Source organism: Burkholderia vietnamiensis LMG 10929, from assembly GCF_000959445.1.
Taxonomy (GTDB): domain Bacteria; phylum Pseudomonadota; class Gammaproteobacteria; order Burkholderiales; family Burkholderiaceae; genus Burkholderia; species Burkholderia vietnamiensis.
Window position 1 is genome coordinate 1,863,024 of the sequence record NZ_CP009630.1, and the last position, 26,669, is coordinate 1,889,692.

Annotated in this window: 22 protein-coding genes; 10 read left to right on the forward strand and 12 right to left on the reverse strand. The window is 70.5% G+C overall.

Annotated features, from left to right (window positions below; genetic code table 11):
- Nucleotides 1-26: 26 nt before the first annotated feature.
- Both AK36_RS34550 and AK36_RS08225 read left to right on the forward strand, forming a co-directional pair.
- Nucleotides 27-149 (forward strand): hypothetical protein, encoded by a 123-nt coding sequence (locus tag AK36_RS34550; protein WP_006479692.1) that lies wholly within the window; start codon nucleotides 27-29, stop codon nucleotides 147-149.
- A gap of 58 nt (nucleotides 150-207) precedes the next feature.
- Nucleotides 208-1,161, forward strand: coding sequence for a CgnE/CgnB domain-containing protein (locus tag AK36_RS08225; RefSeq protein ID WP_045578251.1), 954 nt, complete (start codon nucleotides 208-210; stop codon nucleotides 1,159-1,161).
- A gap of 7 nt (nucleotides 1,162-1,168) precedes the next feature.
- Here the strand turns inward: AK36_RS08225 and AK36_RS08230 are convergent, their stop codons facing one another.
- From AK36_RS08230 to AK36_RS08240, 3 genes are all read right to left on the reverse strand, one after another.
- Nucleotides 1,169-1,678 carry a GNAT family N-acetyltransferase gene (locus AK36_RS08230; protein WP_014724489.1) on the reverse strand — a complete coding sequence of 170 codons (510 nt, stop codon included), beginning with the start codon at nucleotides 1,676-1,678 and terminating at the stop codon, nucleotides 1,169-1,171.
- Nucleotides 1,679-1,722: 44 nt separating this feature from the next.
- Nucleotides 1,723-3,741, reverse strand: coding sequence for an LssY C-terminal domain-containing protein (locus AK36_RS08235; protein WP_045578252.1), 2,019 nt, complete (start codon nucleotides 3,739-3,741; stop codon nucleotides 1,723-1,725).
- Nucleotides 3,742-3,837: 96 nt separating this feature from the next.
- The gene (locus tag AK36_RS08240) at nucleotides 3,838-4,290 is read right to left on the reverse strand and encodes a hypothetical protein (protein ID WP_043292355.1); all 453 of its coding nucleotides are present in this window, start codon (nucleotides 4,288-4,290) and stop codon (nucleotides 3,838-3,840) included.
- A 290-nt stretch (nucleotides 4,291-4,580) separates the two neighbouring features.
- Here AK36_RS08240 and AK36_RS08245 point away from each other — a divergent pair, with 290 nt between their 5' ends.
- Nucleotides 4,581-5,228: a response regulator gene (locus AK36_RS08245; protein ID WP_041494073.1), complete on the forward strand. Its 648-nt coding sequence runs from the start codon at nucleotides 4,581-4,583 to the stop codon at nucleotides 5,226-5,228.
- Nucleotides 5,225-7,021 carry a sensor histidine kinase gene (locus tag AK36_RS08250; RefSeq protein WP_045578253.1) on the forward strand — a complete coding sequence of 599 codons (1,797 nt, stop codon included), beginning with the start codon at nucleotides 5,225-5,227 and terminating at the stop codon, nucleotides 7,019-7,021. The genes AK36_RS08245 and AK36_RS08250 overlap by 4 nt, the downstream gene beginning before the upstream one ends.
- A gap of 37 nt (nucleotides 7,022-7,058) precedes the next feature.
- On the opposite strand, the gene AK36_RS08255 is transcribed toward AK36_RS08250, so the two are convergent.
- Nucleotides 7,059-8,369 (reverse strand): MFS transporter, encoded by a 1,311-nt coding sequence (locus tag AK36_RS08255; RefSeq protein WP_014724483.1) that lies wholly within the window; start codon nucleotides 8,367-8,369, stop codon nucleotides 7,059-7,061.
- 107 nt (nucleotides 8,370-8,476) lie between these two features.
- Entirely contained in the window at nucleotides 8,477-9,505 is a 1,029-nt protein-coding gene (locus tag AK36_RS08260; protein ID WP_045578469.1) for an ABC transporter substrate-binding protein, read from the reverse strand.
- A gap of 234 nt (nucleotides 9,506-9,739) precedes the next feature.
- Here AK36_RS08260 and AK36_RS08265 point away from each other — a divergent pair, with 234 nt between their 5' ends.
- Entirely contained in the window at nucleotides 9,740-10,405 is a 666-nt protein-coding gene (locus AK36_RS08265) for a response regulator transcription factor (RefSeq protein ID WP_011881394.1), read from the forward strand.
- Entirely contained in the window at nucleotides 10,392-11,810 is a 1,419-nt protein-coding gene (locus AK36_RS08270) for a sensor histidine kinase (RefSeq protein WP_011881393.1), read from the forward strand. The genes AK36_RS08265 and AK36_RS08270 overlap by 14 nt, the downstream gene beginning before the upstream one ends.
- A gap of 21 nt (nucleotides 11,811-11,831) precedes the next feature.
- On the opposite strand, the gene AK36_RS08275 is transcribed toward AK36_RS08270, so the two are convergent.
- Genes AK36_RS08275 through AK36_RS08290 form a run of 4 tightly spaced genes read right to left on the reverse strand, consistent with a single transcriptional unit; the run spans nucleotide 11,832 to nucleotide 16,494 of the window.
- Nucleotides 11,832-12,563: an ABC transporter ATP-binding protein gene (locus AK36_RS08275; RefSeq protein WP_011881392.1), complete on the reverse strand. Its 732-nt coding sequence runs from the start codon at nucleotides 12,561-12,563 to the stop codon at nucleotides 11,832-11,834.
- A 29-nt stretch (nucleotides 12,564-12,592) separates the two neighbouring features.
- Nucleotides 12,593-13,432: an ABC transporter ATP-binding protein gene (locus tag AK36_RS08280; RefSeq protein WP_014724480.1), complete on the reverse strand. Its 840-nt coding sequence runs from the start codon at nucleotides 13,430-13,432 to the stop codon at nucleotides 12,593-12,595.
- Between the two features lie 11 nt (nucleotides 13,433-13,443).
- Complete coding sequence (locus AK36_RS08285) at nucleotides 13,444-15,255, reverse strand: ABC transporter permease (RefSeq protein ID WP_045578254.1); 1,812 nt, start codon at nucleotides 15,253-15,255, stop codon at nucleotides 13,444-13,446.
- Nucleotides 15,256-15,300: 45 nt separating this feature from the next.
- Complete coding sequence (locus AK36_RS08290) at nucleotides 15,301-16,494, reverse strand: ABC transporter substrate-binding protein (protein ID WP_011881389.1); 1,194 nt, start codon at nucleotides 16,492-16,494, stop codon at nucleotides 15,301-15,303.
- Between the two features lie 355 nt (nucleotides 16,495-16,849).
- On the opposite strand from AK36_RS08290, the gene AK36_RS08295 reads away from it, so the two are divergent.
- From AK36_RS08295 to AK36_RS08310, 4 genes are read left to right on the forward strand one after another with little or no spacing between them, the layout of a single operon-like run.
- Entirely contained in the window at nucleotides 16,850-17,890 is a 1,041-nt protein-coding gene (locus AK36_RS08295; RefSeq protein ID WP_011881388.1) for a LysR family transcriptional regulator, read from the forward strand.
- On the forward strand, nucleotides 17,887-19,371 hold the full coding sequence (locus tag AK36_RS08300) for an NAD(P)-binding domain-containing protein (RefSeq protein WP_045578470.1): 1,485 nt from the start codon (nucleotides 17,887-17,889) through the stop codon (nucleotides 19,369-19,371). The genes AK36_RS08295 and AK36_RS08300 overlap by 4 nt, the downstream gene beginning before the upstream one ends.
- On the forward strand, nucleotides 19,364-19,894 hold the full coding sequence (locus AK36_RS08305; protein ID WP_011881386.1) for a CMD domain-containing protein: 531 nt from the start codon (nucleotides 19,364-19,366) through the stop codon (nucleotides 19,892-19,894). Before AK36_RS08300 ends, AK36_RS08305 begins: the two co-directional genes overlap by 8 nt.
- On the forward strand, nucleotides 19,891-20,487 hold the full coding sequence (locus AK36_RS08310) for a peroxidase-related enzyme (RefSeq protein WP_034194900.1): 597 nt from the start codon (nucleotides 19,891-19,893) through the stop codon (nucleotides 20,485-20,487). Before AK36_RS08305 ends, AK36_RS08310 begins: the two co-directional genes overlap by 4 nt.
- Before the next feature lie 54 nt (nucleotides 20,488-20,541).
- Here the strand turns inward: AK36_RS08310 and AK36_RS08315 are convergent, their stop codons facing one another.
- Genes AK36_RS08315 through AK36_RS08325 form a run of 3 tightly spaced genes read right to left on the reverse strand, consistent with a single transcriptional unit; the run spans nucleotide 20,542 to nucleotide 25,726 of the window.
- Complete coding sequence (locus tag AK36_RS08315) at nucleotides 20,542-23,280, reverse strand: Hsp70 family protein (protein WP_045578255.1); 2,739 nt, start codon at nucleotides 23,278-23,280, stop codon at nucleotides 20,542-20,544.
- Between the two features lie 5 nt (nucleotides 23,281-23,285).
- Nucleotides 23,286-25,127 (reverse strand): Hsp70 family protein, encoded by a 1,842-nt coding sequence (locus tag AK36_RS08320; RefSeq protein ID WP_011881383.1) that lies wholly within the window; start codon nucleotides 25,125-25,127, stop codon nucleotides 23,286-23,288.
- Entirely contained in the window at nucleotides 25,124-25,726 is a 603-nt protein-coding gene (locus AK36_RS08325) for a DUF2760 domain-containing protein (RefSeq protein WP_034194897.1), read from the reverse strand. Before AK36_RS08325 ends, AK36_RS08320 begins: the two co-directional genes overlap by 4 nt.
- Between the last annotated feature and the right edge of the window lie 943 nt (nucleotides 25,727-26,669).

A 26,669-nucleotide genomic window follows, 5' to 3' on the forward strand; every position in this document is an offset into this window, starting at 1 on the left:
TCGCTGTTCACCACAGGAGAATTGACATGCAGGAAACCCAGCAGATCGAATTGCTTGACTGGATGCAGGAAGACACGCACCCCGAGGCCGTCGACATGATGGTCGAGGATGCGGTGGTGCCGTTCGGCACCGCGCTCTGGCCGGTCTGAGCGGCCCGTCCGTTCCCGCGGAAGGGCTGCGGCCCTTCCGCCGCTTCCGGAGACACGCATGCTGAACCTGCATCGCGCGCTGGGTTTTCATCCGGCGCTGCGCGACAAGCTCGCACGCGGCGAGACGGGCAAACTGCTGGTCGGCTACGACACCCGCAATCGCGACACCGCGTTGCGCGCGTTTTCCGCCCTGCCCGACTCGCTCGACGCGACCACTCTCAGCCTCGAAAACACCGCACCCGACGACATCGCCGCCGCGCTCACGCAGGCCGATCTGTTCGTGCTGCTGTACGACTCCTCATGCCTGCCCACGCCGTCGCCGAGCGGCCCGCCGTTTCTTGCGGCGATCCGTCCCGCGATCGTCGAGCACTGGAACAAGTCGGTGCTGTTCAAGGATTACGGCCCGCATCTCGACGAGGCGTTCGCCGAATCGCTCGACGACATCGCCGCGCGCAACGCGCGGCTGATCGAAGCGGCCGCGCGCGCGTCGCAGATCCATTTCATCGACGAGGCCGGCAACCGGCTCAGCGGTTCGCTCGCCGCGGACCAGAAATGGACGAGCGTCGACGGCATGGGCAACCTCGACGTCGTGCCCGGCGAGATCGCGACGCACGTCACCGACCTCAACGGCTCGATCGTGTTCAGCGGCACGTTCCTCGGCACCGTGCCGTTCGCGATCAAATACCGCGTGGCCGAGCGGCTCGCGACGCTGCACGTGCGCGACAGCCTGATCGACGGTTTCGACAGCGACGATGCGGGCTTCCGGCGCGACTTCGCCGCCTATCTCGAGCGCCACGACAATCACCGGCGCATCGAGGAGTTCGGGATCGGCACGAACCTCGGCATCCGCGCGCTGTACGGCCGCAACGCCGGCTTCGAGGAACGCCACCCGGGCCTGCATCTCGGTCTGGGCGGCGGCGCGAACGGCAGTCATCATCTCGACCTGATCTTCGCGCGCGGCACGCTCGCGTTCGACGAGCGGATCGTGTTCGACGGCGCGTTCGCCGTCTGAGCGCGCGTCAGGCTTCGGCGGCGGCTGCGTCGCCGAGCCACTTGAACATCACGAAGCAGTCGACGAAGCCGAGCCGCGCATGCCGATACGCGCGCGGCAGGCGCCCGACGATCTCGAAGCCGAGCTTCTGCCACAACGCGACGGCCACGTCGTTCGTCGCGACCACCGAATTGAACTGCATCGCGAGAAAGCCGCGCTCGCGCGCCACCTGCTGCGAGTGCTCGCACATCGCGCGCGCGAGCCCGCGGCCGCGCGCGGCCTCGCTGACCATGTAGCCGCAGTTGCACACGTGGCTGCCGGGGCCGGCCGCGTTCGGCTTCAGGAAGTACGAGCCGAGCAGCTCGCCATCCTGTTCGGCCACCCAGGTGCAGAGCGGCGCATCGAGCCACAGCGTGCGCGCGGCTTCGAGCGTCGGCGCGGGATCGAGCGCGTAGGTTTCCTGCGCGGCGACGACCGCGCGGTAGGTGGGCCAGAAACGCGCGAAGTCGTCTTCGGTCATCGGGCGAAGCGTGATCATTGGGGTCCTTGCGGTTGAAAGATGGGAGCGGAGTGGCGCGCGCATCAAGGCTGCACCATCCACACGAGCACCACCGTCGCCGGCGCCGCGTGCATGTCCACCGGCGGGCGTTCGAGCCTCGGCTCGACGTCGAGTGCCTGCGCAATCGCGGCCGCATCGTCGACCGTCGTCGTGCGCACGATCGTCATCAGCCGCGCGGGCCGATGCAGCGTCTCGCGATACAGCGCGCCGTACCACAGCGGCCGCGTGCCGAGCGCGTCCTGCAACACGTACGGATAACGCCACAGCCGCAGCACGAGACGGCTGTCCGGCCGCGCGGGATCGACGCGCACGAACTCGCGCCGCGTGCTCTCGCCGTGCGTGTAGCGCGGCAGCACCGGCAACGCGTCGGCCTGCGCCTGCGGCAGGAGCCAGCGCAGTGCGCTCGCGGGCGACCACGGCGTCGCGCGTTGCCAGCCGGCCAGCGACAGATGGCGATCGAGCGTATCCGACGTCGCGCACCATTGCAGCGGCAGATACTCCTCGCGATCGCCGCCGATCTCGGTGCGTCGCACCGGCACGCGCTGCCAGCCGCCGCGCAGCCACTGGTCGACCGTCATCGCGACGACGTCGCCCACATGCGGGCGCGCCGCGCGATCGAGCGCCCACTGCGCGGGCACGGTCCACACGCCGGCCGTCGCCGTGACGACCACCAGCGCGACCAGCGCGCCGCGCGGCTGCACGTGCTCGCGCACCTGCCAGTATGCGTAGGTGGCGGCCAGCACCGCGAACCAGGCGAGCCCGAGGCTCCAGCCGCCGATCAGCCCCGACAGCCAGGTGTCGCCCACATACAGCCGCGCGAAGCCGCCCAGTACGATCCACAGCACGACGGCCGTGACGACCGGCACGCGCCACAGCGCGGGCCGGTCGCGCGCGAGCAGCCAGCCGATGCCGCTGCTCGCGACGATCGCGAACGCCGCGTCGGCGTCGGGCAGCGGCACGTGCAAGGTGCCGGGCGGCAGGCTGGCGGGCGTCGTGCCGAGCGCGCCGGCGCCGAACGCCGGCGCGAGCACGACCGCGACGCCGACCGTCGCCGCCCACCACGCCGACGTCAGCCAGCAGCGGTGGATCATCAGCCAGACGAGAAACGCAGCGGCGACGATCAGCCCCGTATCGCGTCCATGCAGCACGGCCAGCGCGCGCATCGCCGCATCGACGGGCGGCGTGCGCAGGTTCTGCAGAAATGAGTACAGCGCAATGTCGGCATGCGTGAGCGGATCGTTCGCGACGACGTCGCGCACGACGTCGCCGAACAGCCACACGCAGCCGACGAACAGCAGCGCGAGCACCGGCACGGCGCCCGGCAGCCGCCGAAGCGCTTCGATCGCCGCGTGCAGCCGCGTGCCGAAGCGCGGCCAGCGCCGCGCGCACGCGTGCATGCCCGCGGCGGCTATGCGGCGCAGCAACGGCCAGCCGCGCCGCAGCGTGAGGCGCACGCCGATCCATACGAGCGCGACGAGCGCGGCCACCACCAGCAGAATCGCCGCGACCCGCACGCTGATCGCGGCGGCCAGCGCGGCCGACGCACCGAACAGAATGCCGGGCGCGACGTGCACGGGCGCCCAGATCAGCGCCGAGACGATGTTGACCGGATAGAACGCGCGTCGCGGCAGCGTCGCGCATCCGACCACGACCGGCACGACCGCGCGCACCGGCGCGAGGAAGCGCGCGAGGACGATGCTCTTCATGCCGTGACGCAACACGAACTGCTCGCCGCGCGCATAGGCGTTCGCGTAGCCGAAGCGCACCCAGCCGTTGCGAATCGCGCCGCGGTAGCGGCGGCCGAGCTCGTAGCTGACGCCGTCGCCGACGATCGCGCCGACCGCCGCGACGCCGAGCGTCGTCCAGGCGTCGAGCGCGCCCGCGCCGATCAGCGTGCCGGCCGCGAACATCACGGCGCCGGCCGGCACGATCGTGCCGATCAGCGCGATCGATTCGGCACAGGCGACGACGAACACGACCGCCAGCACGAGCAGCGGATGCGCGCCGATCGCGGCCAGCCAGCCGTGGATCGCGTCGCTCATCGCGGGCCGCCGGGCATCACTGTGCGCCGCGCCGGCAGCGGGCGCATCGCGGCGGCGCGCGGCTTCGTCGATGCGCGTGCGCGCCCGTGGGCGGCGTCAGTCGAACTCGTGCTGCCGCGCGTCGGCCTCGAGCGGCGCGTCGTGGTAACCGACGGTCGCGATTTCATGCAGATAGCGCGCGAGAAACGCGCCGATCGACCCGGCTTCCTCGTACTGATGGACATGACGAAACTCATGGGTGAGCAAACGCCGCGTGTCGTGGCCGCGCAGCACGAAGACCGCGTGGCCGAGCGTGAGGCCGATCGTCTCCGGCGCGAGCAGCCCGGAGTCGTGGGCGATCGCGCCCAGCGTCGGCGTATCGGGAAACGGCAGCCGATCCGCGATCACGACGCGGATCCGCTCCGGCTGCGCGACGCCGACGGCGCGCGCATCGGCGTGCTGCGCGCGCGTCAGCGGCGCGCCGTGCGCAAGCCCCTGCGCGGCCTGCGCACCGGCCCACGCGACGGCGTCGGGCAGCACGGACGGCAGGATGTGGACGAGATCGACCATCGTCGGGATTCCTTCGGCGGGACGCATTCCAATCGCTCACCAGTTTATCTCTTAAACAGGCCGGCCCGCGGTCCGCGGCATCGACCGGCGGCCGACGACCACGCGGAAACGCCCGCCCCGTCTGGCGCTGCCGCCTGCACCTGTACGCGGCGATCGTTTCGCTGCAATATGCATTCCCCGCTCAAGTGTCTCAAAAAGATACATCGGGCACACCGTTTGCCGCTGCGGCGGAATATATTGTTGGACGAACAGCCGCGGCCACGCGGCGCCATCCGGGAGAGAACCGCTCGATGATCAGGGTAATTCTGGCTGACGATCATGCAGTGATGCGCGACGGCTTGCGTCACATCCTGGAGACGGCCGGCGGCTTCGACATCGTCGGCGAGGCGAGCGACGGCGACGCCACGCTGGCGCTCGCCGAACGGCACACCGCCGACGTGCTGCTGCTCGATCTGTCGATGCCGGGGCCGACCGGCATCGACCTGATCCGGCTGCTGAAGAAACGCGCGCCGTCGCTGCGGCTGCTGGTGCTGACGATGCACGCGGAGACGCAATACGCCGCCCGCGCGTTCAAGGCCGGCGCGACCGGCTACCTGACCAAGGACAGCGCGAGCACCGCGCTGGTGGAAGCCGTCGGCAAGGTCGCGGCGGGCGGCGTGTACGTCAGCCCGTCGGCCGCCGAGAGCCTCGCGCGCACGCTGCGTACGCCGGCCGACCTGCTGCCGCACGAACGGCTGTCCGCGCGCGAGCTCGACGTGATGCGTCGCATCGTGGCCGGTCAGACGGTCACGCGGATCGCCTCGGAGCTGGCGCTGAGCGCGAAGACGGTCAGCACCTACAAGACCCGCATCCTGGAGAAGATGGATCTGCCGCACGAGGCCGCGCTGGTGCGCTACGCAGTGCGCCACGAGCTCGATCTCGGCGTGGGCGACGCATGATGGCCGCGTTCCGCATGCGCGAGCCGGCCGCCGCCGACGACGACGCGCCGCAGCCGTCACACATGTTCATGTCGTCGCTGCCGCCGGGCCGGCGCGAGCGGCGGCTCGCGCTCGCGACGGTGCTCGTGTCGGTCGCGATCTTCGTCGCGCTCGCGCCGTTCGCGCGCATGCAGCTGCCGCGGGTATGGGGCTTCATTCCGGTGTACCAGTCGGCGATCGTCGTCAGCGACATCGTGACGGCCGGGCTGCTGCTCGGCCAGTTCGCGATCCTGCGCGAGAAATCGCTGCTCGCGCTCGCCGGCGGCTACCTGTTCACGGGCTTCATGGCCGGCACGCACATGCTGACCTTTCCGGGGCTGTTCGCGCCGACCGGCCTGCTCGGCGCCGGCGAGCAGACCACCGCATGGCTGTATCTGTTCTGGCACGGCGGCTTTCCGTTGGCGCTCGGCGTATACGCGCTGCTGCGCGCGGCCTCGCGTACGCGCAGCCCATCGCTGCAGCGGCGCCGCGCGGCGGTTCCCGTGCTGCTGTGCATCGCGCTGACCGCCGGCGCGACCGCCGCGCTCGCGTTGCTCGCGACCGCCGGCCACGATTTGCTGCCGCGCATCATGGACGGCAACCGGATGACCGCGACGATGACGAACGCGATCGCGGTCGTCTGGGGGTTGAACCTCGCGGCGCTCGTGCTGCTGTGGCGGCAGCGGCGCCGTCACTCGGTACTCGATCTGTGGCTGATGATCGTGCTGGTCGCGTGGCTGTTCGACATCGCGTTGTCGTCGATGCTGAACCACGGGCGCTTCGATCTCGGCTTCTACGCGGGGCGCACCTACGGCCTCGTCGCGTCGGCCGTCGTGCTGTTCGCGCTGCTGTTCGAGAACGGCCGGCTTCATGCGCAGACGGTGCGCGCGCTCGCCGGCGCGCGCTATCAGCACCTGCTGGTCGTGCAGAAGAGCGCGCAGCTCAACGACGCGAACGAACGGCTCGAGCAGCGTGTCGCGGCGCGCACCGCGCAGTTGAGCGCGTCGAACCGCGACCTGCGGCGCGAGGTCGAGGAGCGCGTGCGCGCGGAGCGGGCGCTGCAGGCGTCGCGCGAGGAGCTGCGAGAAATCGCGGCAATGAGTGCGAGCGCGCGCGAGGCCGAACAGCGCCGCATCGCGCGCGAGCTGCACGACGAACTCGCGCAGACGCTCGCGACGCTGAAGAACGACCTCGAATGGCTGCTCGATCACGTGCCGCAGGAAGACGCGGCACTGGCCCGCAAGATCGGCGCGATGCACGCGCTCGCGCGCGGCGCGGTCACCGCGACGCGGCGCATCGCGTCCGACCTGCGTCCGCTGATGCTCGACGACCTCGGGTTCGCGGCCGCGATGCAATGGCTCGTCGAAGATTTCCAGCGCCGTCATGGGGTCGTTTGCGCGCTGCGCGTCGAGCCCGGCGAGTTGCAGCTCGACGAGCCGTATGCGACCGCCGTGTTCCGCATCGCGCAGGAAGCGCTCGCGAACGTCGCGCGGCATGCGGCGGCGTCGAGCGCGAGCGTGGCGCTCGCGTATCGCGACGAGACGCTCGTGCTGACGATTCGCGACGACGGCGCCGGCTTCGATCCGGGCGCGCCGCGCAAGTCCGCTTCGTTCGGGCTGGTGGGTCTGCGCGAGCGCGCCTACCTCGTCGGCGGCACGCTGCGCATCGACACGACGCTCGGCGAAGGAACGACGGTCGAGGTGGAGGTTCCGGTGGCGGCCGCGCATGTCGCGATCGCGTACGACGCACGCCACGCCGCGCGCACGCAGGAATGACCGGCGAGGAGCACGCCCCGGCGCGCGGCGTCGCGCATCACGCCTGCGCGGCGACCATCGTGCGCTCGGAGCGCGCCCAGGCGATCAGCGCGCCGATCCCGAGCAAGGCGAGGCACACGATCGGCACGATCATCGGCCCGAACGCGGTGCCCGTGACCTTGCCCGCGAACGGCATCAGATTCTGGCTGAAGAAGCCGCCGAGGTTGCCGATCGAGTTGATCGCCGCGACGCTCGCCGCTGCGCGCGCGCCGGTGAAGTAGCGCGGCGGCATCGACCAGAAGCACGGATACAGCAGCGGAATGCACGCGCCGCCGAGCACGAGCGCGATGAAGCGCAACGGTGTGGACGGCAGCACGAGGCTCATCAGGAAGCCGAGTGCGCCGAGCGCGGCGACGATCGCGATGGTGCGCAGGATGCTCTTCGCGCGGCGCAGCTTCGACGGCAGCCACACCAGCAGCACGACCGCGAGCGCCCACGGCAGCATGCTCAGCAGACCGTTCGTGCTGCTCGACACGCCGAACGATTTCACCAGCGTCGGCAGCCAGTACGTGACGCCGTACAGCGACGTCGACATCAGCATGTAGGTGGCCGCGAACAGCATCACGCGCGGATCGAGCAGCGCAGCCCACGGCTTCGCATGGACGGCTTGCGCCGGCTTCTCGCGTTCGAGCGCGGCGGCGACGATCTGCTTCTCGCGTTCGTCGAGGAACGGCGCCTCGCGGAACGATGCGGGCAGCACGCGGAACACGACGATCGCGACGAGCACGGCCGGCACGCCGGTCGCCACGAACACCCACTGCCAGCCCGCGAGCCCCCACACGCCGTTCAGGCCGAGCAGCACGCCGCCGACCAGCGAGCCCAGCATGTTCGCGAGCGCGCTGCCGAGCGTGAAGATGCCGAGCACCTTCGCGCGATAGCTCTGCGGAAACCACAGCGTCAGGTAGTAGATGACGCCCGGATAGAAGCCGGCCTCGGCGATGCCGAGCAGGAAGCGCAGCGAGCAGAACGCCGGCATCGACGTGGTGAAGCCCATCAGCACGGTGATGAGCCCCCACGTCAGCATGATCCGCGCGAGCCATACGCGTGCGCCGTAGCGATGCAGCGCGAGCGTGCTCGGCACTTCGAACAGCAGGTAGCCGATGAAGAACAGCGACGACGCGAGGCCGAACGCGGCTTCGGTCATCCCGAGGCTGTGCACCATCTGCAGCTTCGCGAAGCCGACGTTCTGCCGGTCGATGAATGCGATCAGGAACATCACGACGAGGATCGGCAGCAGGCGCCGCGCGATCTTCGACATGATGCGCTGTTCTTCGGCGGACGCGGGGTCCAGGGTATCGGTGGCATTCACTACGGGCTCCTCCGTAAATCGGTTGCTGATCGGTTGAACCGGCGCGACGCGCGCGCCCGGCTATTCAGTGGAATCGGTGATATCGGTGGTATCGATTGAATCGGTGCTCAGCTCGACCGGTATGCGTCGAGCATCGGCGCGAACATCTCGTGCCACGCGCGCGGCTTCGCCTTGATCGTGCCGGCGAGGTACAGGAAGTCGACGTAGTCCATCAGCTGGTTCGGCCGCACCGAGAAACGCGTGTCGGGCGCGGCCAGCATCTGCAGCACGTCGTCGTGCGACACGCCGACGCCCGACGACGCCGCATACAGCGCGGCCGCCGCGCGCGGGTCCTGCGCGATCAGCCGGTTCGCTTCGTCGAGCGCGCCGAGAAACGCCATCGCGAGCGCGGGCTCCGTATCGACGAGCCGCTTCGGCGCGAACACGACGTCGAGCGTCAGCGGCCCGAGCGCGTCGACCGAATTCACGACGCGATGAATGCCCGGCTGCCGCAACTCGAGCGTCGAGAACGGCGGCGACGTGAAATGCGCGGTGATGCCGCCGTCGCGGCGGATCAGCGCCTGCATCGCCTGCGGGTGCGGCAGGTTCACGGTGATCGAATCGAGTTGCGCGAAATGGCGCGCGCCGAGCTGCCGGCTCGCGACCATCTGCAGCACCACCGCCGACAGCGACGTGCGAATGCCGGGCACCGCGATCCGGTCGGACGGCGTGAAGTCGCGCAGTGCGACGAGGCCCGGCCGGTTCGCATTCAGCGACAGCGACGTCGTCGACAGGCCGCTGATGCCGATCACCTCGACGTTCGGAATCCCGCGTGCGCGCGCCCACAGCTCGATGAAGCCCGGCGCGCCGGCCGCCGCGAAATCGAGCGTGCCGGCCATCATCGCGTCGTTCACGGAGTTGCCGCCGTCGAGCAGCACCCAGTCGAGGGCGATGTCGCGCAACCCATGCCGCGCCGCGTGACGCTCGAACAGCCGCTGCTTCTCCATCACGAGCAGCGGCAGATACAGCACGCCATATCCTTTCGAGATCCGTACCGTACGCGGCTTCGCACGCGCGAGCGGCGGTGCGGCCAGCAGGCCGAGCGCGAGGCCCGCGCCTGCGGCGACGAGCGCACGTCGGCGCGGCGACGTCGTCACGCGCAGCTCCGCGTGCAACGGAGATCGCACGCGGACCGGCCGGCGTGCGCTGCGCTGCGTCGCGCATGGGGCCGCGCGCTCGCGGTGCGCGTCAGATGCTGCATGTTGCCGTCTCCTCTGGTATTAATGCCGTCTTCGCTCGTTTCGGCTGAACACAGGTTATCGGGCGAGTCTGAGAAAATGCTGAGATCCCGCCCCCGGGGAAACCCGTAACCCTTCATTGCGAACGGCACCATGCGCATTCTCGTCGTCGAGGACGATGCCGAAATCGGCGCGGCGATCCGCGCGCGGCTCACGCGGCTCGGCCATGCGGTCGACCACGAAACCGACGGCGCGACCGCCAACAGCCTGCTGCGCGTCGAGCGCTTCGATCTCGTCGTGCTCGATGCGAACCTTCCCGGCCTCGACGGCTTCGCCGTGCTGCGCAACCTGCGTGCGGCGGGCAGCACGACGCCGGTGCTGCTCGTCACCGCGCGCTCGGCGATCGACGACCGCGTGAGCGGCCTCGGCCTCGGCGCCGACGACTACCTCGTGAAGCCGTTCGACTACCGCGAGCTCGATGCGCGCGTGCAGGCGCTGCTGCGCCGCAACAGCGGTCATGCGAACGACGTGCTGACGCTCGGCGGCCTCGTGATCGACCGCAGCAGCCGGCTCGCGGAGCTCGACGGCCAGCCGCTGTCGCTGTCGCGCCAGGAGTTCGCGCTGCTCGAGATTCTCGCGAGCCGCCCGCAGCGAATCTTCTCGAAGGACGAGCTGCTGAACCAGCTGTTCAGTTTCGGCAACGAGCCGAGCGCGAATGCGGTCGAGCAGTACGTGACGCGCGTGCGCAGGAAGCTGCACGGCAGCTCGGTCGAGATCCGCACCGCGCGCGGGATGGGGTATCAGATTGCCGCGCACTGACTGGTTCCCGAAGACGCTGTTCGGCCGCACGCTGCTGCTGATCGCGCTCGTCGTCGCGACCGGCGCGCTCGCGCTCGCCGCGATCGCGCGCTACTACGCGGGCGTCGCGGCGGAGCGCGCGTACGACCAGCTGCTTGCAGGCGCGTCGATCCAGGTCGCGGAAAACCTCTACGTGCAAGGCGGCGTGCTCGCGCTGAACCCGCCGGTCGCCGCGCTGTCGACGCTGTCGCGCTACGACCTCGTCTACTACAAGGTCGTCGATTCGCGCGGCGTCGTCGTGGCCGGCTACGGCGATCTCGCGAGCCCCGCGACGGCGGCCGCCGCGAAGCAGGGGCCGGCGTTCGCGGACGCCGTGTACCAGGGGCATCGCGTGCGCACCGCGACCATCGCGCGCTACATGCCCGAGGAGAGCACGCCGGGCTGGGCGATCGTCACCGTTGCGCAGACAACGAACGCGCGGCAGCAGCTGACCAACGACATGAGCATCAAGGTGTGGACGCTGATCGTGTTGATGAGCGTGCTCGCGATCGGCGCAAGCGGGCTCGCGATCCGGCGCGGCCTGCGCCCGCTCGCGCAGATCGGCGCGATCATCGCCGCGCGCGACCCGGCCGACCTGCGGCCGGTGGCCGTCGACACGCCGAGCGAGATCGACGCGATCATCGGCTCGATCAACGGGCTGATGCGAAGGCTGGCCGAGCGGATCAACGCGATGCAGCGCTTCATCGCCGATGCAGCGCACCAGATGCGCACGCCGCTCGCGCGGCTCGACGCGCAGATCGAGCTGCTCGACGGCGAACACGATCCGGCCCGGCATGCGGCGCGGCTCGATGCGTTGCGCGCGACCTGCGCCGATGTCGGACGTCTCACCGGGCAGTTGCTCAATCACGCGATGGTGATCCACCGCACCGAGGCGGTGCCGCTGCAACCGGTCGAGCTCGTCGCGCTCGCGAAGGACGTGCTCGGCCGCGCGATTCCGCTCGCCGGCGCGCGCGACGTGGCCGTTGCGTTCGCGAGCGATGCACCGCAAGCGTGGATCGACGGCGATGCGATCAGCCTGCAGGAGGCGTTGTCGAACGTGCTGCACAACGCGCTGCTGCACGGACATGCGGACGATATCGTCGTGTCGGTCGCGACGGCGGGCAATGCGGAGGATGGCGTCACGCTCACCGTCACCGACAACGGCCGCGGAATCGCGCGCGAGCATTGGGACGCGGCGTTGCAGCCGTTCGTGCGGATCGCGGCGGACGGCAGCGAGCGCCGCACGGGCTCGGGGCTCGGGCTCGCGATCGTGCAGGAGGTGATGAAGGCGCACGGCGGGCGCGTCGGGTTCGCGTTTCCCGACGCGGGCGGGTTTGCGGTCGTGTTGACGTTTCCACGGGCGGTGGGGAGTGGGCGGGGAGCGTGAGCACGCAGCATACTGCCGCCGTCAGGCCGTCACGGCATCCCCGCCGAGATACGCATCGCGCACGCGTTCGTCGTCGAGCAGCGCCCTCGCCGGCCCTTCGAGCGCGACGCGCCCCGTCTGCAACACGTATCCGTAGTGCGCGATCTCCAGCGCGAGGCTCGCGTTCTGCTCGACCATGAACACCGTCACGCCCTGCCGGTTGATCGCATCGATGAGTTCGAGCACCTTGTCGACGTAGAGCGGCGACAAGCCCATCGTCGGCTCGTCCATGCAGATCAGTTTCGGCCGCGCCATCAGCGCACGCGCCATCGCGAGCATCTGCTGCTCGCCGCCCGACAGCGTGCCCGCACGCTGCGCGAGCCGCTCCTTCACGCGCGGAAACAGGTCGAGCACGCGCGCGTAATCGTCGGCGACCGCCGCGCGGTCGCCACGCGTGTACGCGCCCATCAACAGGTTCTCGCGCACGCTCATGTCGCCGAACAGCCGCCGCGCCTCGGGCACCGCCGCGATCCCGCGCCGGACGCGCTGCGGCGTCGCGAGCGACGTCACGTCGTCGCCGTCGAAGCGCACGACGCCGCGCCGCGGCCGCATCAGCCCGAGAATCAGCTTCATCGTCGTCGACTTGCCGCTCGCGTTGCCGCCGAGCAGGCTGACGATCTGCCCGCGGCCGACCTCGAAGCTCACGTCGAAATGCACCTGCACCGGTCCGTAGAACGTGTCGAGGTGCTCCAGTTTCAGCAGCGTGTCGGTCATCGCGAGGTCAGCTCCAGAAAATGGTGGGCTCATGCCGCCGCGCGCGCGGCGTCCGCATGGCGGCGCCCGAGATAGGCCTCGATCACGCGCGGATCGTGCCGCACGTCGCGCGGCGCGCCTTCGGCGATCTTCACGCCGTTGTCGAGCACCATCACGCGATCGGATACGCGCATCACGAGCTCGAGCTTGTGTTCGATCAGCAGGATCGTCAGGCCGCCCGCCTTCAGCGACTGGATCAGTTGCAGCATCTCGGCGGTCTCGGTCTCGTTCATCCCGGCGGTCGGCTCGTCGAGCAGCAGCAGGCGCGGGTGCAGCGCGAGCGCGCGGCCGATCTCGACGCGTCGGCGGTTCGCATACGACAGGCTATGCGCCGGGTGATCGATGCGCGGCGCGAGCCGCTCGCCGAATCGCGCGACGATGTCGCGCGCTTCGGCGCGCAACGCGGCTTCCTCGCGCCGCACCGACGCGGGCCGCACCAGCGCGCGCCATACCTCGGCCGCCGCGCCGAGCACCGGCCAGCCGCGTCGCGCCGCCCGCAGCCGCGCATGGGCGCCGATCAATACGTTGTCGAGCACGCTCAGGTTGCCGAACACGCGGCCGTGCTGAAACGTGCGCGCGATGCCGAGCGCCGCGAGCCGCTCCGGTGCGACGCCGGTGATGTCGCTCCCGTCGAACGTCACGCAGCCGGCGTCGGGACGGTCCGCGCCCGCGATCAGGTTGAACAGCGTCGACTTGCCCGCGCCGTTCGGGCCGATCACGCTCAGCAATTCGCCGTCGGCGAGCGTCAGGCTCGCGGCGTCGAGCGCGGTCACGCCGTCGAAGCGGCGTGTCAATCCGCGCACGTCGAGCAACGGTCGACGAGTGGTCATCGCATTTCTCCTTACACGGTGCCGAGCAGGCCCTGCGGCCGGAACCGGACGAGCAGCACCAGCACGACGCCGTAGATCAGCATCCGATAGTCGGCCGCCCAGCGGAACAGCTCGGGCAGCCCGATCAGCGCAACCGCGCCGACGATACCGCCAAGCACGTTGCCGAGCCCGCCGAGGATCACCATCGTCAACGCAAGGATCGAGACCTGCGAATCGAAGGTCTGGTGATTGATATAGCTGTACAGATGCGCGGCGATTCCGCCGCTCACGCCGGCCGCCACGCCGCCGACCGCGAATGCGATCGCCTTGTAGCGATTCGGCGCGATGCCGTGCGCGCGTGCGGCGACGTCGTCCTCGCGCACCGCGCGCAGCGTACGGCCGAGATGCGAGCGCAGCAGCCGCACCTGCAGCAGCGCCAGCACGACGAGCACCGCGAGTGCGAACCAGTACGCGGCGCGCGCGGTGCTCGCCCACGGCAGCGGCGCGATGCCGGTGATGCCGAGCGGGCCGCGCGTGAGACCGTCCCAGTTCAGGATCACGAGGCTCACCACTTCGCCGATGCCGAGCGTCGCGATCGACACGTAGTGGCCGCGCAAGCGGAATGCCGGATAGACGAGCAGCGTGCCGAGCGCCGCGGTGATCGCGCCCGCACACGGGATCGTCACAGCCGGCGACCAGCCGAGATCCGACGACAGCAGCGCCGATGCATACGCGCCGATCACGAGCAGCGCCGCATGGCCGAGCGAGATCTGCCCGACCGTGCCGGCCACCAGCGTGAGGCTCAGTGCGAGCAGCCCATACAGCCACGCGTTGGTCAGTGTCTGCAGCACATACGGCGACGCGCCGAGCCACGGCAGCGCGGCAGCCAGCACGATCAGCGCCGCGACGGCCGGGCGCGGCACGCGTACGTGCCTCGCAGCGGCGAGGAAGGTGCCGGTCATCGGCTCGGGCGGCAGCGCGCGCTTCGCGCTGAACAGCCCGTTCGGCCGCCATACCAGGAACACGATCAGCAGCCCGAACGCGAACAGGTCGCGATAGCTCGTCCCGAACAGCGCGACGCCGTAGCTTTCGACGAGACCGAGCAGCAGGCTGCCCGCAATCGCGCCCGGCACGTTGCCGAGCCCGCCGATCAGCAGCGCGACCACGCCCTTGAGCGTCGCCTGGAAGCCCATCGCAGGATCGATGCTGTTGTAGTACATGCCGACCAGCAGCCCGCTAACGCCGCCGAGCGCGCATGCGATTGCGAACACGGCCTGGTTCACGCGATCGACGTCGACGCCCATTTGCAGCGCCGCGTCGCGGTCCTGCGCAGTGGCGCGCACGGCCCAGCCGAGCCGCGTGAAGCGCAGGAATCCGTACAGCAGTGCGGCCGCCGCGATGCCGATGCCCGCGATCAGCAGGTCGAGCGCGCCGAGCGTCGCGCCCGCGATCCGCACGTGCCAGTCGGGCAACGGCGTCGGCACGGCGCGCGGATCGGCGCCGAACACGAGCTGCGCGAGCTGATCGAGGATGAAACTGATGCCGATCGTCGCGAGCAGCGGCGCGATCCGCGCCGCGTGGCGCAACGGCCGCAGTCCGATGCGCTCGATCGCGATGCCGAGCGCCGCGCAGCCCGCGACCACCGCCGCGAGCGCGACGGGCAGCGGCAGGCCGAAGCGCGTCAGGCACAGCCAGCCGACGAACGCGCCCACCATGTAGACCGAGCCGTGCGCGAAGTTGATCAGATGCGACACGCCGAAGATCAACGCGAGCCCGACCGCGAGCAACGCGTAGATGTTGCCGACGATGAGACCGTTGAGCGTGTAGTCGAGCCAGGAAGCCATCACGATACGTCCGTCGAAAGCATGCGGGTCAGGGCGCGCGCTGGATCAGCGCGCGGCGAGCTGCGGCTTCGCGCCGTCCCACAGCGCCCACTGCCCCTGCTTCACCACGAGATAGACGGTGCGGGCGCCCGCGACACGGCGCGTCTGCGGGTCGAAGCGCACCTTGCCGAAGATCACGCTCGGCACGTCGCTCACCTTCGCGAAGCCGTCGTGCGCGGCCGCACGCGTGGTCCCGTAGCGGCGCAGCACGTCGGCCGACAGGATCAGCGCGTCGTACGCGCGCGCCACGAACGAATCGGGATCCGCATGATATTTCGCGCGATAGCGCTGCACGAACGCCTGCACTTCCGGACGCGGTTCGGCCGGGAAAAAGTTCGACTCGGTATAGACGCCTTCCACGGCCGTGCCGCCCAGTTCGAGGAATTTCGGCGAATACACGGAGCCGACCGCCGCGATCGGCAACGCGAGGCCCGCGCTACGCGCCTGACGCACGATCTGCGCGCCGTCGGCGTAATACGAGATCAGCACGATCGAATCGGGCTTCGACGCACCGATGCGCACGAGCGTCGAGCGGAAGTCCTTCTCCGCCGGCTGGTAGCCTTCGGCCGCGACGACCTGCGCGCCGAGCCCCGCCGCCGCCTTCGCGAAGATGTCCTTGCTCGTGCGGCCCCAGTCGGTGTTCAGGTACAGCACCGCAATCCGCTTGAAGCCGAGCTCCTTCACCGCGTAACGCGCCAGCAGCGGCTGCTCCTCGGCCTGACTGAGCGCGGTGCTCCACAGGTAGTCGCCGCCCTTCGTGAAATCGGGATGCGAATTCGTGAAGCCGAACTGAATCAGCTGCCCGCGCTGGTAGATCGGCGACGCGGCCATCGACGTCGCGCTGGAGAAGTCGCCGAGCTCGATCACGATGCGCGGATCGGCGACGAACTTCTGCGCGATCGCGACCGCTTGGCGCGGGTCGCTGCGGCTGTCCTGGAAATCCACCGCGAGCGGGCGGCCATGGATGCCGCCGCTGCCGTTGATCTCGTCGAGCGCGAGATCGAAGCCGCGCTTCCATTGCTCGCCGTATTGCGCGTCCTGCCCGGTGAGCGGTCCGCTCACGCCGATCACCAGCGGCTCGCCCGATACGCCCGCGGCGAGCGCGCCGCCCGTCGACAAACCCCATGCGGCAGCCAGCGCCGCAACCGTGCCCAGTGCGCGCCGCCATGCGCCGCGTGTGTCGATGCCCGATACCTTCATACGCCCCCCAGCCGTCCGCCAATCGAAAAGAGTGACGGCATGTAACCATCTGCCTCAGGGCGTTCCAACGAAGTTTTGCGCATATCGATATCGCACGCGGCGCGAAGCCGAACGCGTGCGTCGATGCATCGGCGTGCGGCGCACATGCACGGCGCGTGCGTACGCGGCGCAGCGCTTTGATTCGATTGAGGTTCGACATGCGCGGCCGTGCGGGACCGGCACGCATGCACGTAATCGAACTCCGCGCGGTGCGCCCGCGCTTCGCACTTTTCGCGCTGTCGATAGCAAAAATCATTATATGAATCACGCATGCTTGCGCTCCTACAATGCGCACATTGCATCATCGGAACGCGCCATGGAGTTGCATCAACTCGAAGCATTTTCGGCGGTCATGTCGGCCGGCAGCGTCACCGGCGCGGGCGAACTGCTCGGCCGTTCGCAGCCGGCCGTCACGCGGCAGATCCAGGAGCTCGAAGCCGATCTCGGCTATGCGCTGTTCGACCGGCACGGCCCCCGCGTCACGCCGACGCGCCGCGCGTTCCTGCTCTACGACGAAGTCGAGCGTTCGCTCGTCGGCCTGCGCGCGATCGAAGCGCGGGCGCGCGCACTCGGCGACGAAACGGCCGAGCCCGTGCGCATCGCGGCCACGCCTTCGCTCGCGGCCGCGCTCGTGCCGGCCGCGCTCGCCGCGCTGCCCGACGGCGCGCACGCGCCGCATTACCAGCTGCGCAGCGAATCGGCCGAACACGTCGTGCACGAAGTGCTGGCAGGCACCGCCGATATCGGCGTCGTCACGTTGCCGATCGCGCATGCCGGGCTCGACGTGCACTGGATCGCGCAAGCCCGTTGCGTCGCCGTGCTGGCCGCGGCCGATCCGCTCGCGACCAAGCCGCGTATCGCACTGCGCGATCTCGCGCGGCGCCGCATCGTGACGGTCGCGAACCGGCACCGGCTGCGCCAGCGCATCGATGCGGCGTTGGCCGCAGCACGTGTCGACGTCCGTGTATTCGTCGAGACCAACGCATCGCTGAATGCCGTGATGGCCGCGCGCGCCGCGCTCGGGATCGCGATCGTCGATCCGGCAACGGGCGTCGCACTGCCGGTCGAAGGCGTCGTCGTACGCCCGCTCGATGCGGACATACCGTTTGCGTTCGGCGTCGCGACGCCGGCCGGCAAGCCGCGCACGGCCGCCGTCGACGCGCTGCTCGACGCGCTGCAGCGCACGACGCGCACACTCCTCGACGGCGTGATCTTTCACGATGCATCTGTGCACGACGCGTGGATGCGCGGCGACCGGCCGCGCACCGACGGCGACGCGCGCCCGGCTCGCGCGACGCGCCCTACCCGATCGACCCGCACCGCGCACGCGCGCGGCGCCCGCAAGGAGGCCGCATGACGGCGACGCCCGACACACTCGCGGCACTGGAAGCACGTGTCGAGCAGGACCTGCGCTGGCTCGACCTGCCCCCGCCGTCGTGGGTGCCGCCGCGCGAGGTCGACGGTGCGCGCGTACTCGACGTCGCGATCGTCGGCGGCGGCATGGCAGGGCTCGCGGCGTCGGCCGAGCTGCGTCTGCTCGGCATCGACAACCAATGCGTGATCGACCGCGCGCCGGCCGGCTACGAAGGCCCGTGGGTCACCTTCGCGCGGATGGAGACGTTGCGCTCGCCAAAGCAGCTCGCCGGCCCCGCGCTCGGGCTCCCCGCACTGACCTTTCGCGCGTGGTTCGAAGCCTGCCACGGCCGCGACGCATGGGATGCGCTCTACAAGATCCCGCGCACGCAGTGGATGGACTATCTGCGCTGGTACCGCCGCGTGCTCGACCTGTCGGTGCACAACGACACCACGCTCGTCGCACTGCGCCCGCGTGACGACGGCCTGCTTGCGCTCGACTTGCAAGCGAGCGGCGCAACGCGGACGGTGCTCGCGCGTCACGTCGTACTGGCGACCGGCCGCGACGGACTCGGCGGCCCGTACGTTCCGCCCGTCGCGCAACGCGTGCCGCGCACGCGCTGGGCGCATTCGTCCGAGCCGATCGATTTCGCGGCGCTCGCCAGCAAGCGCGTCGGCGTGGTGGGCGCGGGCGCGTCCGCGTTCGACAATGCCGGTACCGCACTCGAGGCAGGCGCCGCTCGCGTCGACCTGCTGTTCCGTCGCGCGGACATTCCGCGCATCAACAAGCTGACCGGCATCGGCAGCCCGGGCCTCGTGCATGGCTTCGCCGCGCTCGACGACGCGACGAAGTGGCGCTTCATGCACTATGCGCTGACGTCGCAGACACCGCCGCCGCGCGAGAGCGTGCTGCGCGTGTCGCGGCACCCGCACGCGTACTTCCATGCGGCCAGCCCGATCGAAACGCTGGTCGACGCTCATGACGGGCTGCAGGTCGTCACGCCGCGCGGTCGCTACACGGTCGATTTCCTGATCTTCGCGACGGGCTTCCATTCCGATTGGACCACGCGCACGGAATTCGCATCGTTCGGGCCGCATGTGCGGCGCTGGAAGGATCGCTACCAACCGCCGCCCGGCACCTGGCTCGACGAACTCGCCGAGTCGCCCGATCTCGGTCCCGCGTTCGCGTTCCAGGAACGCGAGCGCGGCGCATGCCCAGCCGTCACGCGCATCCACTGCTTCAACAATGCGGCGAGTCTGAGCCACGGCAAGCTGTCCGGCGACATCCCCGCGATCAGCGCGGGCGCGGGACGGCTCGCGCGCGGCATCGCGAGCCGGCTGTTCGACGACGATCGCGACCGCCACTACGACGCGCTCGTCGCGTTCGCCAACGCGGAGCTGCATGGCGACGAATGGCGCGACGCCGACGCGTGGACGGCGCCTTCCACGACACCCGTGACCACCGGAACCCACCACGATGATTGATACCCAACCGCCGGCCGCCGCGCCGGATACGATCGACGCGGTCGCCGGGCTGCGCGACGACAGTCCGGTCGCCGCACTGCGCCGCGCGCGCGAGAAGGTGCTGCGCCATACGCAGTTGAGCGAAGCCGCGCTGTTCGATGCCGCGCTGCCCGATCTTTCGCTCATCGAGCGTCTGCATGCGGCGCGCTACGTCGCGCAGCGATCGAGTGCGCACGCACTCGCCGCGACCTACCACGCGCGGCTGATCGAGGCGGGCGGCACGCCGGACGACATCGCGCGCGCCGACGCCGACGCATTCGATGCGCTGCCGCGCCGTCTGGGTGCGCTGCTCGCGCATGCGCGGCGCCTGACGCTGTCGCCCGTCGACGCACACGCGTCCGATCTCGCCGCACTGAAGTCGGCGGGATTCACGACGGCGGCAATCGTTGCGTTGTCGCAGCTCGTCGCGTTCGTCGCGTATCAGCTGCGCGTCGCGGCGGCGGCCAGCGCGTTGCACACGCGCGTCGCGCGGGAGGCCGCATGACCACGGTCACCTCCCACGGCTTCACGTCCGACACGCTCGGCTGGCGTGCGTGGCTCGATACGGTGCCGCTCGAACGCGCCACCGCGGAGCAGCTCGACGTGCTCGAGGCGAGCCATCCGCACGCAAAGACGTCCGACTATTACCTGCTGCTCGTGCATCAGCCCGAGATCCTGCGGCAACGCTCGGCCGTGTTCAACGCGATCATGTACGGCCCCGGCGGACTGTCGCGCGCGGAGCGGGAACTGGCGAGCACGGTGGTGTCGCGTGTGAATGGCTGCGTGTACTGCGCATCGGTCCATGCGCAACGCTTCACGCAGCTCGCGAAACGCAGCGATTCGATCGAGCAGGTATTTGAAGACCCATCGACGGCGGGGACGAACGCGCGCGAACGCGCGATCGTCCGCTATGCGATCGCGCTAACCGAGCGGCCCGACACGGTGGACGACAGCGACATCGCCGCGCTCGAGGCCGCGGGACTCGCTCATGACGAAATACTCGACCTGTCGCATGCGATCGCGATCTTCGCGTGGGCGAACCGCTTGATGCTGACGCTCGGCGAACCGGTGTTTCCGCAGGCCACGACGAACACTTGACGGTGGCGCTGCTCGCCGGCCGGCGAGCCGTCGATGCGGCGCCCGGCCGTTCGCTCAACCCTCCAGCAGCTTCAACCCCGCCGGCAACGTCTCCCCGAACACGCGCGCCGTGTCCGCTTCATCGAACGCGATCGCTTCGCGCACCATGTCGATCCAGGCGGCCGACGCGTTCGCCGCCGACAGCCGCTTGATCACCGCCGCACGCGTGTCGTCCGCCAGATCGCGTTCGCGATCGCCGGTCATCCGCGCGATCTGCGCGACCGCGAACGCCGCCGGTTCGACCTGCTTCCAGTCGAGCGCGAACAGCGCATCGAGCCAGCGCTGCGCGACGTCGGCCGGCACGACGCTGTGCGCGCTGCCGTAGAACGGCCGCCGCGCGCCGATGCGCCCGAGCGCCCACGCGCACAGCGTGCGCTCGGCCGGCTTCTGCAACTGCGCGATCAACCGCTCGCCCAGCTCCACCTTGCGCTCGACCGGCAATCGCTCGAGCGACGCGGACAAGCGCGTCATGTCGGCCGGCCCGACCTTGGCCGGGTCGAACGGCAGCTTGCGGCGCTTGTCGTCGGACGGTTCGAGGAACGCGATCGCGTCGCGCACCTGCGCCTGCGCATCGTCGTCGAGACCGCCGGCCGCACGCCGCCACAGCGTCCACCATTCGGACCACACCTGCGCGTCGTTCACGTACTGGATCCCGTCGTCGAACAGCGGCCACAGCTGCTCGATGCGCCACGCGTCGAGCGGATGGCCGAAGCCAGGACGCACGCAATAGCCGGCGAGGTTCAGCCACGCGCGCTCGTGATCGGCCGAACGGCGGCGGCGACGCGCACGCGCGAGCAACGCGTCGAACAGCTCGCGCGCGAGCGCGACGTCCCACTCGTCGCGCGGGCCGAGCACCTGCTCCAGTTGCGCGCGCAACCGCCGCGTGTCCTTCGGCTCGACGTTCGCCGCCTTGCCGCCGAACGAGCGGTCGATCAACTCGATCGCCTGATCGAGCCGCGGATGGCGCGCGGGCCCGTCGACATCGCCGGGGCTGGGCGCATCGCCGCGCAGCTGGAATTCGAGCCGCCAGCGCCGCGACGCATCGTCGGTCGCGATGCAGTGCATTTCGAGCGTGCCGACCTCGGTCAGCGACGCGGTGAGCTTCACCGGTGTTTCGCGTGCGCCGCCGCCCGCCTGCCGGTCGATGACCGTCGCGATCGGCGGCAGCCGCACGAAGTCGCCGCCGGCGAGTTCGACGAGATCGCCGGGCCGATAGACCGTGTCGGCGACCGTCGACACCAGATGGAACCGCACCGGCTGTCCGAGCTGCAGCGCGAACGTGCGCGCATCGAGCCGGAGCTCGCGGCCTTCGTCGGTGCCGCGCGGCAACAGACACACGCCGCGCGGCGCGGCGGCGGCATCGCCGTCGTCGTCCAGCACGAGGAAATAGCTGCGCGCGGAGCCGCCGCCGATGCGCGGTGCATGCCCGCCGCGCGCGAGCCCATAGGCCACCGCGCCGCGTGCGACCGCCACGTCCGGATGCGCGTTGTGCAGCACGTCGAGCGGCGCGCCGCGCCATGCGCCGAGCGTCTGCGCGAGGCGGCCGGCGAGCGCGTCCGCGCGGAACACGCCGCCGTTGAGCAGCAGCGTGTCGGGCAGCGGCCCCTGCGCGTGACGATTCAGGAACGCGGCGACGTGGCGCGTGACGGCCGGATCGCTCGCGTACGGCAAGCCGAACTCGACGATCGCGGCGCGCGTGCGGCGCGGCATGTCGTTCGCGTCGACCTGCGGGAAGAAACCGTCGACGACGATCTGCTCGACTTCCGCGCGCGTCAGCTCGGTCGAACGCGCGCCGCCGACGAGCCGGCTGCCCGCGCCGAGCAGCGTCACGGTGACGGACGCCGGCGCAGCGGCGCCGAGCAGCCGCTCCTTGGCCGCGCGGCAACGTTCGACGAGCTGCGACAGGCTCGCGGCCGACAGCCGCGTGCCGGGCTCGGTCAGGCGCGGCTCGACCAGGCGCGCGAGCGCGAGGTCCATGTTGTCGCCGCCGAGCATCAGGTGATTGCCGACACCCACGCGCGTGAAGGTCGGTTCGCCATCGTCGCCCGGCGCGACGTCGACGAGCGTCAGATCGGTCGTACCGCCGCCGACGTCGCAGATCAGCACGCGCCGCGGCGCGGCGAAGGTATCGCGCAACGTCGCGCGCTGACCGTACAGCCAGTCGTAGAACGCGGCCTGCGGCTCCTCCAGCAAGCGCAACGCCGGCAGTTGCGCGCGCCGCGCGGCTTCGACCGTCAACGCACGCGCGCCGTCGTCGAACGACGCGGGCACGGTCAGAATGACGTCCTGCTGCGCGAGCGGCGCATCGGGGAAGTGTGCGTCCCAGGCCGCGCGCACGTGCGCGAGGTAGCTCGCGCTCGCATCGACCGGCGACACCTTGGCGACGCCGTCGGCGCCGCCCCACGGCAGGATCGCCGCGAGCCGGTCCACCGCTGCGTTCGACAGCCAGCTCTTCGCGCTGCTGACGAGCCGGCCCGGCACCTGTGCGCCGAGCGTGCGCGCGTAGCGGCCGATCACGGCCGGCACGGCGTCGGCCGCATTGCCGGCCGTCCACGGCAGCGCGATCGCGTCGGCCGGCAGTTCGCCGGCCGCCGGGTGATAGCGCACCGACGGCAGCAGCGGCTGCGCAGCCACCGCGCCGGGGCCGACCAGCTGCTCGACGTCGAACACGCGGATCGCGTCGAAGCCGGCCTCGACGTACGCGACGACGGTGTTGCTGGTGCCGAGGTCGATACCGACCGTATAGCGCTTCATCGCGCTCAGGCGGCGCCGCGCACGTCGAACTCGACCTTCCAGCGCTCGCTCGTGCCGCTCGGGATCGCCTCGAGCTCGAGCGTGCCGGCTTCGGTCACGCGCGCATGCAGCTTGACCGGCACGATCTCGCCGACGGTGCGTCCGTCGGCGGGCAGCGTCGCCTGGATTTCCTCGAGCTCCTGCAATTCATCCGGCGACCAGTAGTCGAGCAGCGTGCCGACCTGATCCTGGCGGCGCACCGACGACCCGAAGAAGCGGAACTGCACCGGCTCGCCGACGACGAGGCCGAACTCCTGCGGCGGCAGCGCCGCATCGGTGCCCTCCTCCATTCCGAACGGCGCGACGCACAGCGCCTGCACCGGCGGCTCGAGCCCCGGCACCGCGGGCATCGCCGATTCGATCGCGACGTAGTACGCACGCGCCGTGCCGCCGCGAATGCGCACGCCGCGGCCGCGCTTCACGTAGCCGTAGTAGGCCGCGCCGCGCGCGACGGCGAGATCGAGGTCCGCGCCTTCGAGCAGGCGGGCGGCCGGCGCGCCTTCCGCGGCGAGCCAGCCGTTCAGCGTATCGAGCACGCGCTGCGTGAGCAGCGCCGACTTGAACACGCCGCCGTTGAACAGCACCGCGGTCGGATGCAGGAACGTCGCGCCCGCCGGCAGCGTGCGCGCCACGCCGTCGAGCGCGTCGAGCGCCGCGACCTGACGGCCGAGGAACGCCGCCAGATGGCGCGTGATGCCCGCGTCCTGCGCATACGGCAAGCCGAGCTGCGTGAGGCCGACGCGCGCGCGGCTCACCGGCCGCGCCGCCGCATCGACCTGCGGGAAGAAGCCTTCGAGGATCGTCTGCGTGAGTTCCGCGCGCGTCAGTTCGGTGCGGATCGAGCCGCCGATCAGCTTCGAGCCGCGGCTCGGCACGACGAGCGGCACCGCATCCGTCGTCGGGTCGGACAGCAGCGTTTCCTTCGCCGAGCGGCACGCGTAGGTCAGCGCGCGCAGCTGCCACGGATCGGCCTGCGTGCCGTTCTGCGCGAGCTTGCGCGCGACCACGTGCGCGAGCGCGAGGTCCATGTTGTCGCCGCCGAGCAGGATGTGCTCGCCCACCGCGACGCGATGCAGTTCGAGATTGCCGTCGCGTTCGACCACCGCGATCAGCGACAGGTCGGTCGTGCCGCCGCCGACGTCCACGCACAGGATCAGATCGCCGACCTGCACCTGCTTGCGCCAGCCGCCTTCGCTCTTCTGGATCCAGCTGTAGAGCGCCGCCTGCGGCTCCTCGAGCAGCGTCATCCGCGCGTAGCCGGCCGCGCGCGCGGCCTCGGCCGTCAGCTCGCGCGCGGCCGGGTCGAACGACGCGGGGATCGTGACCGTCACGTCCTGATCGGCGAACGGCGCGTCCGGATGCGCGTGGTCCCACGCTTCGCGCAGATGCGTGAGGTAGCGCGTCGAGCTTTCCAGCGGCGACACGCGCGCGACTTCGGGCGGCGCATCGCTCGGCAGGATCGCCGCGCGGCGATCGACGCCGGGGTGACACAGCCAGCTCTTCGCGCTCGACACGAGCCGAATCGGCGTGCCGGCGCCGCGCGTGCGCGCCATCTCGCCGACCGCGAAATTGCGCGACGCCGTCCACGGCAGCGTCAGGTCGCCCTGCGTGAGCTCGCTCTCATGCGGCAGATACAGAAACGACGGCAGCAGGTCGCGCGACTCCAGTGCGCCGGGCGCGGTCAGCTGGGCGATCGGCAGCACCTGCTGCACGATCTTCTCGCCGTCGCTCGCGGCGCTGTCGACGTAGGACAGCGCGCAGTGCGTCGTGCCGAGATCGATACCGATCGAATAGCGCGGATCGCTCACAGTTCCACCTCCGCCGGTGCGATCACCGATGCGTCGTGGCTGCCCGTCAGCTTCGGCAGGCGCACGTCGGCCACGCGCCAGCCGCGATGGCTGACGGTGCCCGTGAACGGCGCGGCGCCGACCACGTTGCCAGTCACGCGCACGGCCGTCGCGTCGAAGCCGGCCGGCAGCGTCACGCGCGTGCCTTCCGCTTCGTCGCGTACCGGCACGATCGTGAAGTGTTCGCGCAGCGCGGCGCGGCAACCGTCGTGCACGAGGCGCGCGGCTGCGCCGATGTCGGCGTCCGCATAGCCGGCGATGTCTTCCTCGACGAAATCGATGAAACGCGCATCGCGCTGCAGCAGGCCGAGCAGTTGAAGCGCGGCTTGCGGGCTCGCTTCGCGCAGTTCGGGCGCGGGCGCCTTGGCCGGTGCGGGAGCAGGTGCGGGTGCGGGCGCCGCGGCCGGTGCCGGCGCAACCGGTGCCGGTGCGATCGGTGCCGCGGCGCCGTCGCGCACGCGCAGCACGCCGGCCGCGAACTCGCGGTTGCCGAGCACGGAGAAGAACGTGCCGACGGCCAGCGACAGCCGGCCGAAGAAGGACAGGTTGGATTCGGGCATGGGGTGTGGACTCCTGTGGGCTCGCGACGCGGCGAGCAGCTTGCCTGAGCGCCCGGCAGCGGCATGCGCGGAACGCACGCCGCCCGGCCCGGCGCGTAGTTCGGGCGCGCCCTCTCGGGTGCGGAAAACCCGTATTTTGCCCTGTGGCGGGCGAATCGGGCAGAAGTCCGGGGGACGGAACACCGGCGCGACGGCTTTCGCGGCGTGCAGGAATGCGTCGGATGGCCTGCTGCAGGACGTCGGCCGCGATGGCGCGGGGCGTCTGTGCGGGGCCGGGGTGGCGGGTCGCTGGCGGTTGGAATCGGCGTGTGAATGCGTTCGTGGCATGCACGCGTGAGTGCGTGTGAGTGCGTGTGATGGCGCAGACGCGGCATTGCGGCGACGGCGTCGGTCGTCGTCGAAACCGACGCCGTCGCGGCCGGTCATTCGCGTGACATCGGCAGCAGAAGATACGCGTGTCGTCGTGCGGACTGCCGACGGGGCTGCTCATCCGTCGATTGGAATCGGCGCGCGAGCGCGCTCGGGACACGCACGCGTAAACGCCCGTTATCGCGCACGCGCGGCATAGCCGCGACGGCGTCGGACATCGCCGAATCGGTCGCGGCCGGTCATTTGCGTGACATCGGCAGCAGAAGATACGCGGGCCGTCGTTGTGCGTATTGCCGACGGGCTACCCATCCGTCGATGCGACGCGCGGGCGCGACCGCGATCGTTGCAGGCCGGCCGCGATTGCGCATCGTTCGAACGCACTTGCGCCGAGCGTTCGTCGGCTCGATGGCGATGCCGAAGCAAGACGCAAGAGAAACGCGAACGACATGCCGCATCGCCTCGCGTCGGGCCCAGCCGACCATGAGCGCGAACCGGCAACCGCGACGGCTCGACAAAACCCGCGTGATTCAATGCGCCGAGCGCGACCATCGATCCCGGCCGCGCAGCGCACCCA

Coding starts and splice junctions, on each gene's coding strand:
- AK36_RS34550 (WP_006479692.1), top strand. CDS start 27: ATGCAGGAAACCCAGCAGATCGAATTGCTTGACTGGATGCAGGAAGAC.
- AK36_RS08225 (WP_045578251.1), top strand. CDS start 208: ATGCTGAACCTGCATCGCGCGCTGGGTTTTCATCCGGCGCTGCGCGAC.
- AK36_RS08230 (WP_014724489.1), bottom strand. CDS start 1,678: ATGATCACGCTTCGCCCGATGACCGAAGACGACTTCGCGCGTTTCTGG.
- AK36_RS08235 (WP_045578252.1), bottom strand. CDS start 3,741: ATGAGCGACGCGATCCACGGCTGGCTGGCCGCGATCGGCGCGCATCCG.
- AK36_RS08240 (WP_043292355.1), bottom strand. CDS start 4,290: ATGGTCGATCTCGTCCACATCCTGCCGTCCGTGCTGCCCGACGCCGTC.
- AK36_RS08245 (WP_041494073.1), top strand. CDS start 4,581: ATGATCAGGGTAATTCTGGCTGACGATCATGCAGTGATGCGCGACGGC.
- AK36_RS08250 (WP_045578253.1), top strand. CDS start 5,225: ATGATGGCCGCGTTCCGCATGCGCGAGCCGGCCGCCGCCGACGACGAC.
- AK36_RS08265 (WP_011881394.1), top strand. CDS start 9,740: ATGCGCATTCTCGTCGTCGAGGACGATGCCGAAATCGGCGCGGCGATC.
- AK36_RS08275 (WP_011881392.1), bottom strand. CDS start 12,563: ATGACCGACACGCTGCTGAAACTGGAGCACCTCGACACGTTCTACGGA.
- AK36_RS08280 (WP_014724480.1), bottom strand. CDS start 13,432: ATGACCACTCGTCGACCGTTGCTCGACGTGCGCGGATTGACACGCCGC.
- AK36_RS08285 (WP_045578254.1), bottom strand. CDS start 15,255: ATGGCTTCCTGGCTCGACTACACGCTCAACGGTCTCATCGTCGGCAAC.
- AK36_RS08290 (WP_011881389.1), bottom strand. CDS start 16,494: ATGAAGGTATCGGGCATCGACACACGCGGCGCATGGCGGCGCGCACTG.
- AK36_RS08295 (WP_011881388.1), top strand. CDS start 16,850: ATGGAGTTGCATCAACTCGAAGCATTTTCGGCGGTCATGTCGGCCGGC.
- AK36_RS08300 (WP_045578470.1), top strand. CDS start 17,887: ATGACGGCGACGCCCGACACACTCGCGGCACTGGAAGCACGTGTCGAG.
- AK36_RS08305 (WP_011881386.1), top strand. CDS start 19,364: ATGATTGATACCCAACCGCCGGCCGCCGCGCCGGATACGATCGACGCG.
- AK36_RS08310 (WP_034194900.1), top strand. CDS start 19,891: ATGACCACGGTCACCTCCCACGGCTTCACGTCCGACACGCTCGGCTGG.
- AK36_RS08315 (WP_045578255.1), bottom strand. CDS start 23,280: ATGAAGCGCTATACGGTCGGTATCGACCTCGGCACCAGCAACACCGTC.
- AK36_RS08325 (WP_034194897.1), bottom strand. CDS start 25,726: ATGCCCGAATCCAACCTGTCCTTCTTCGGCCGGCTGTCGCTGGCCGTC.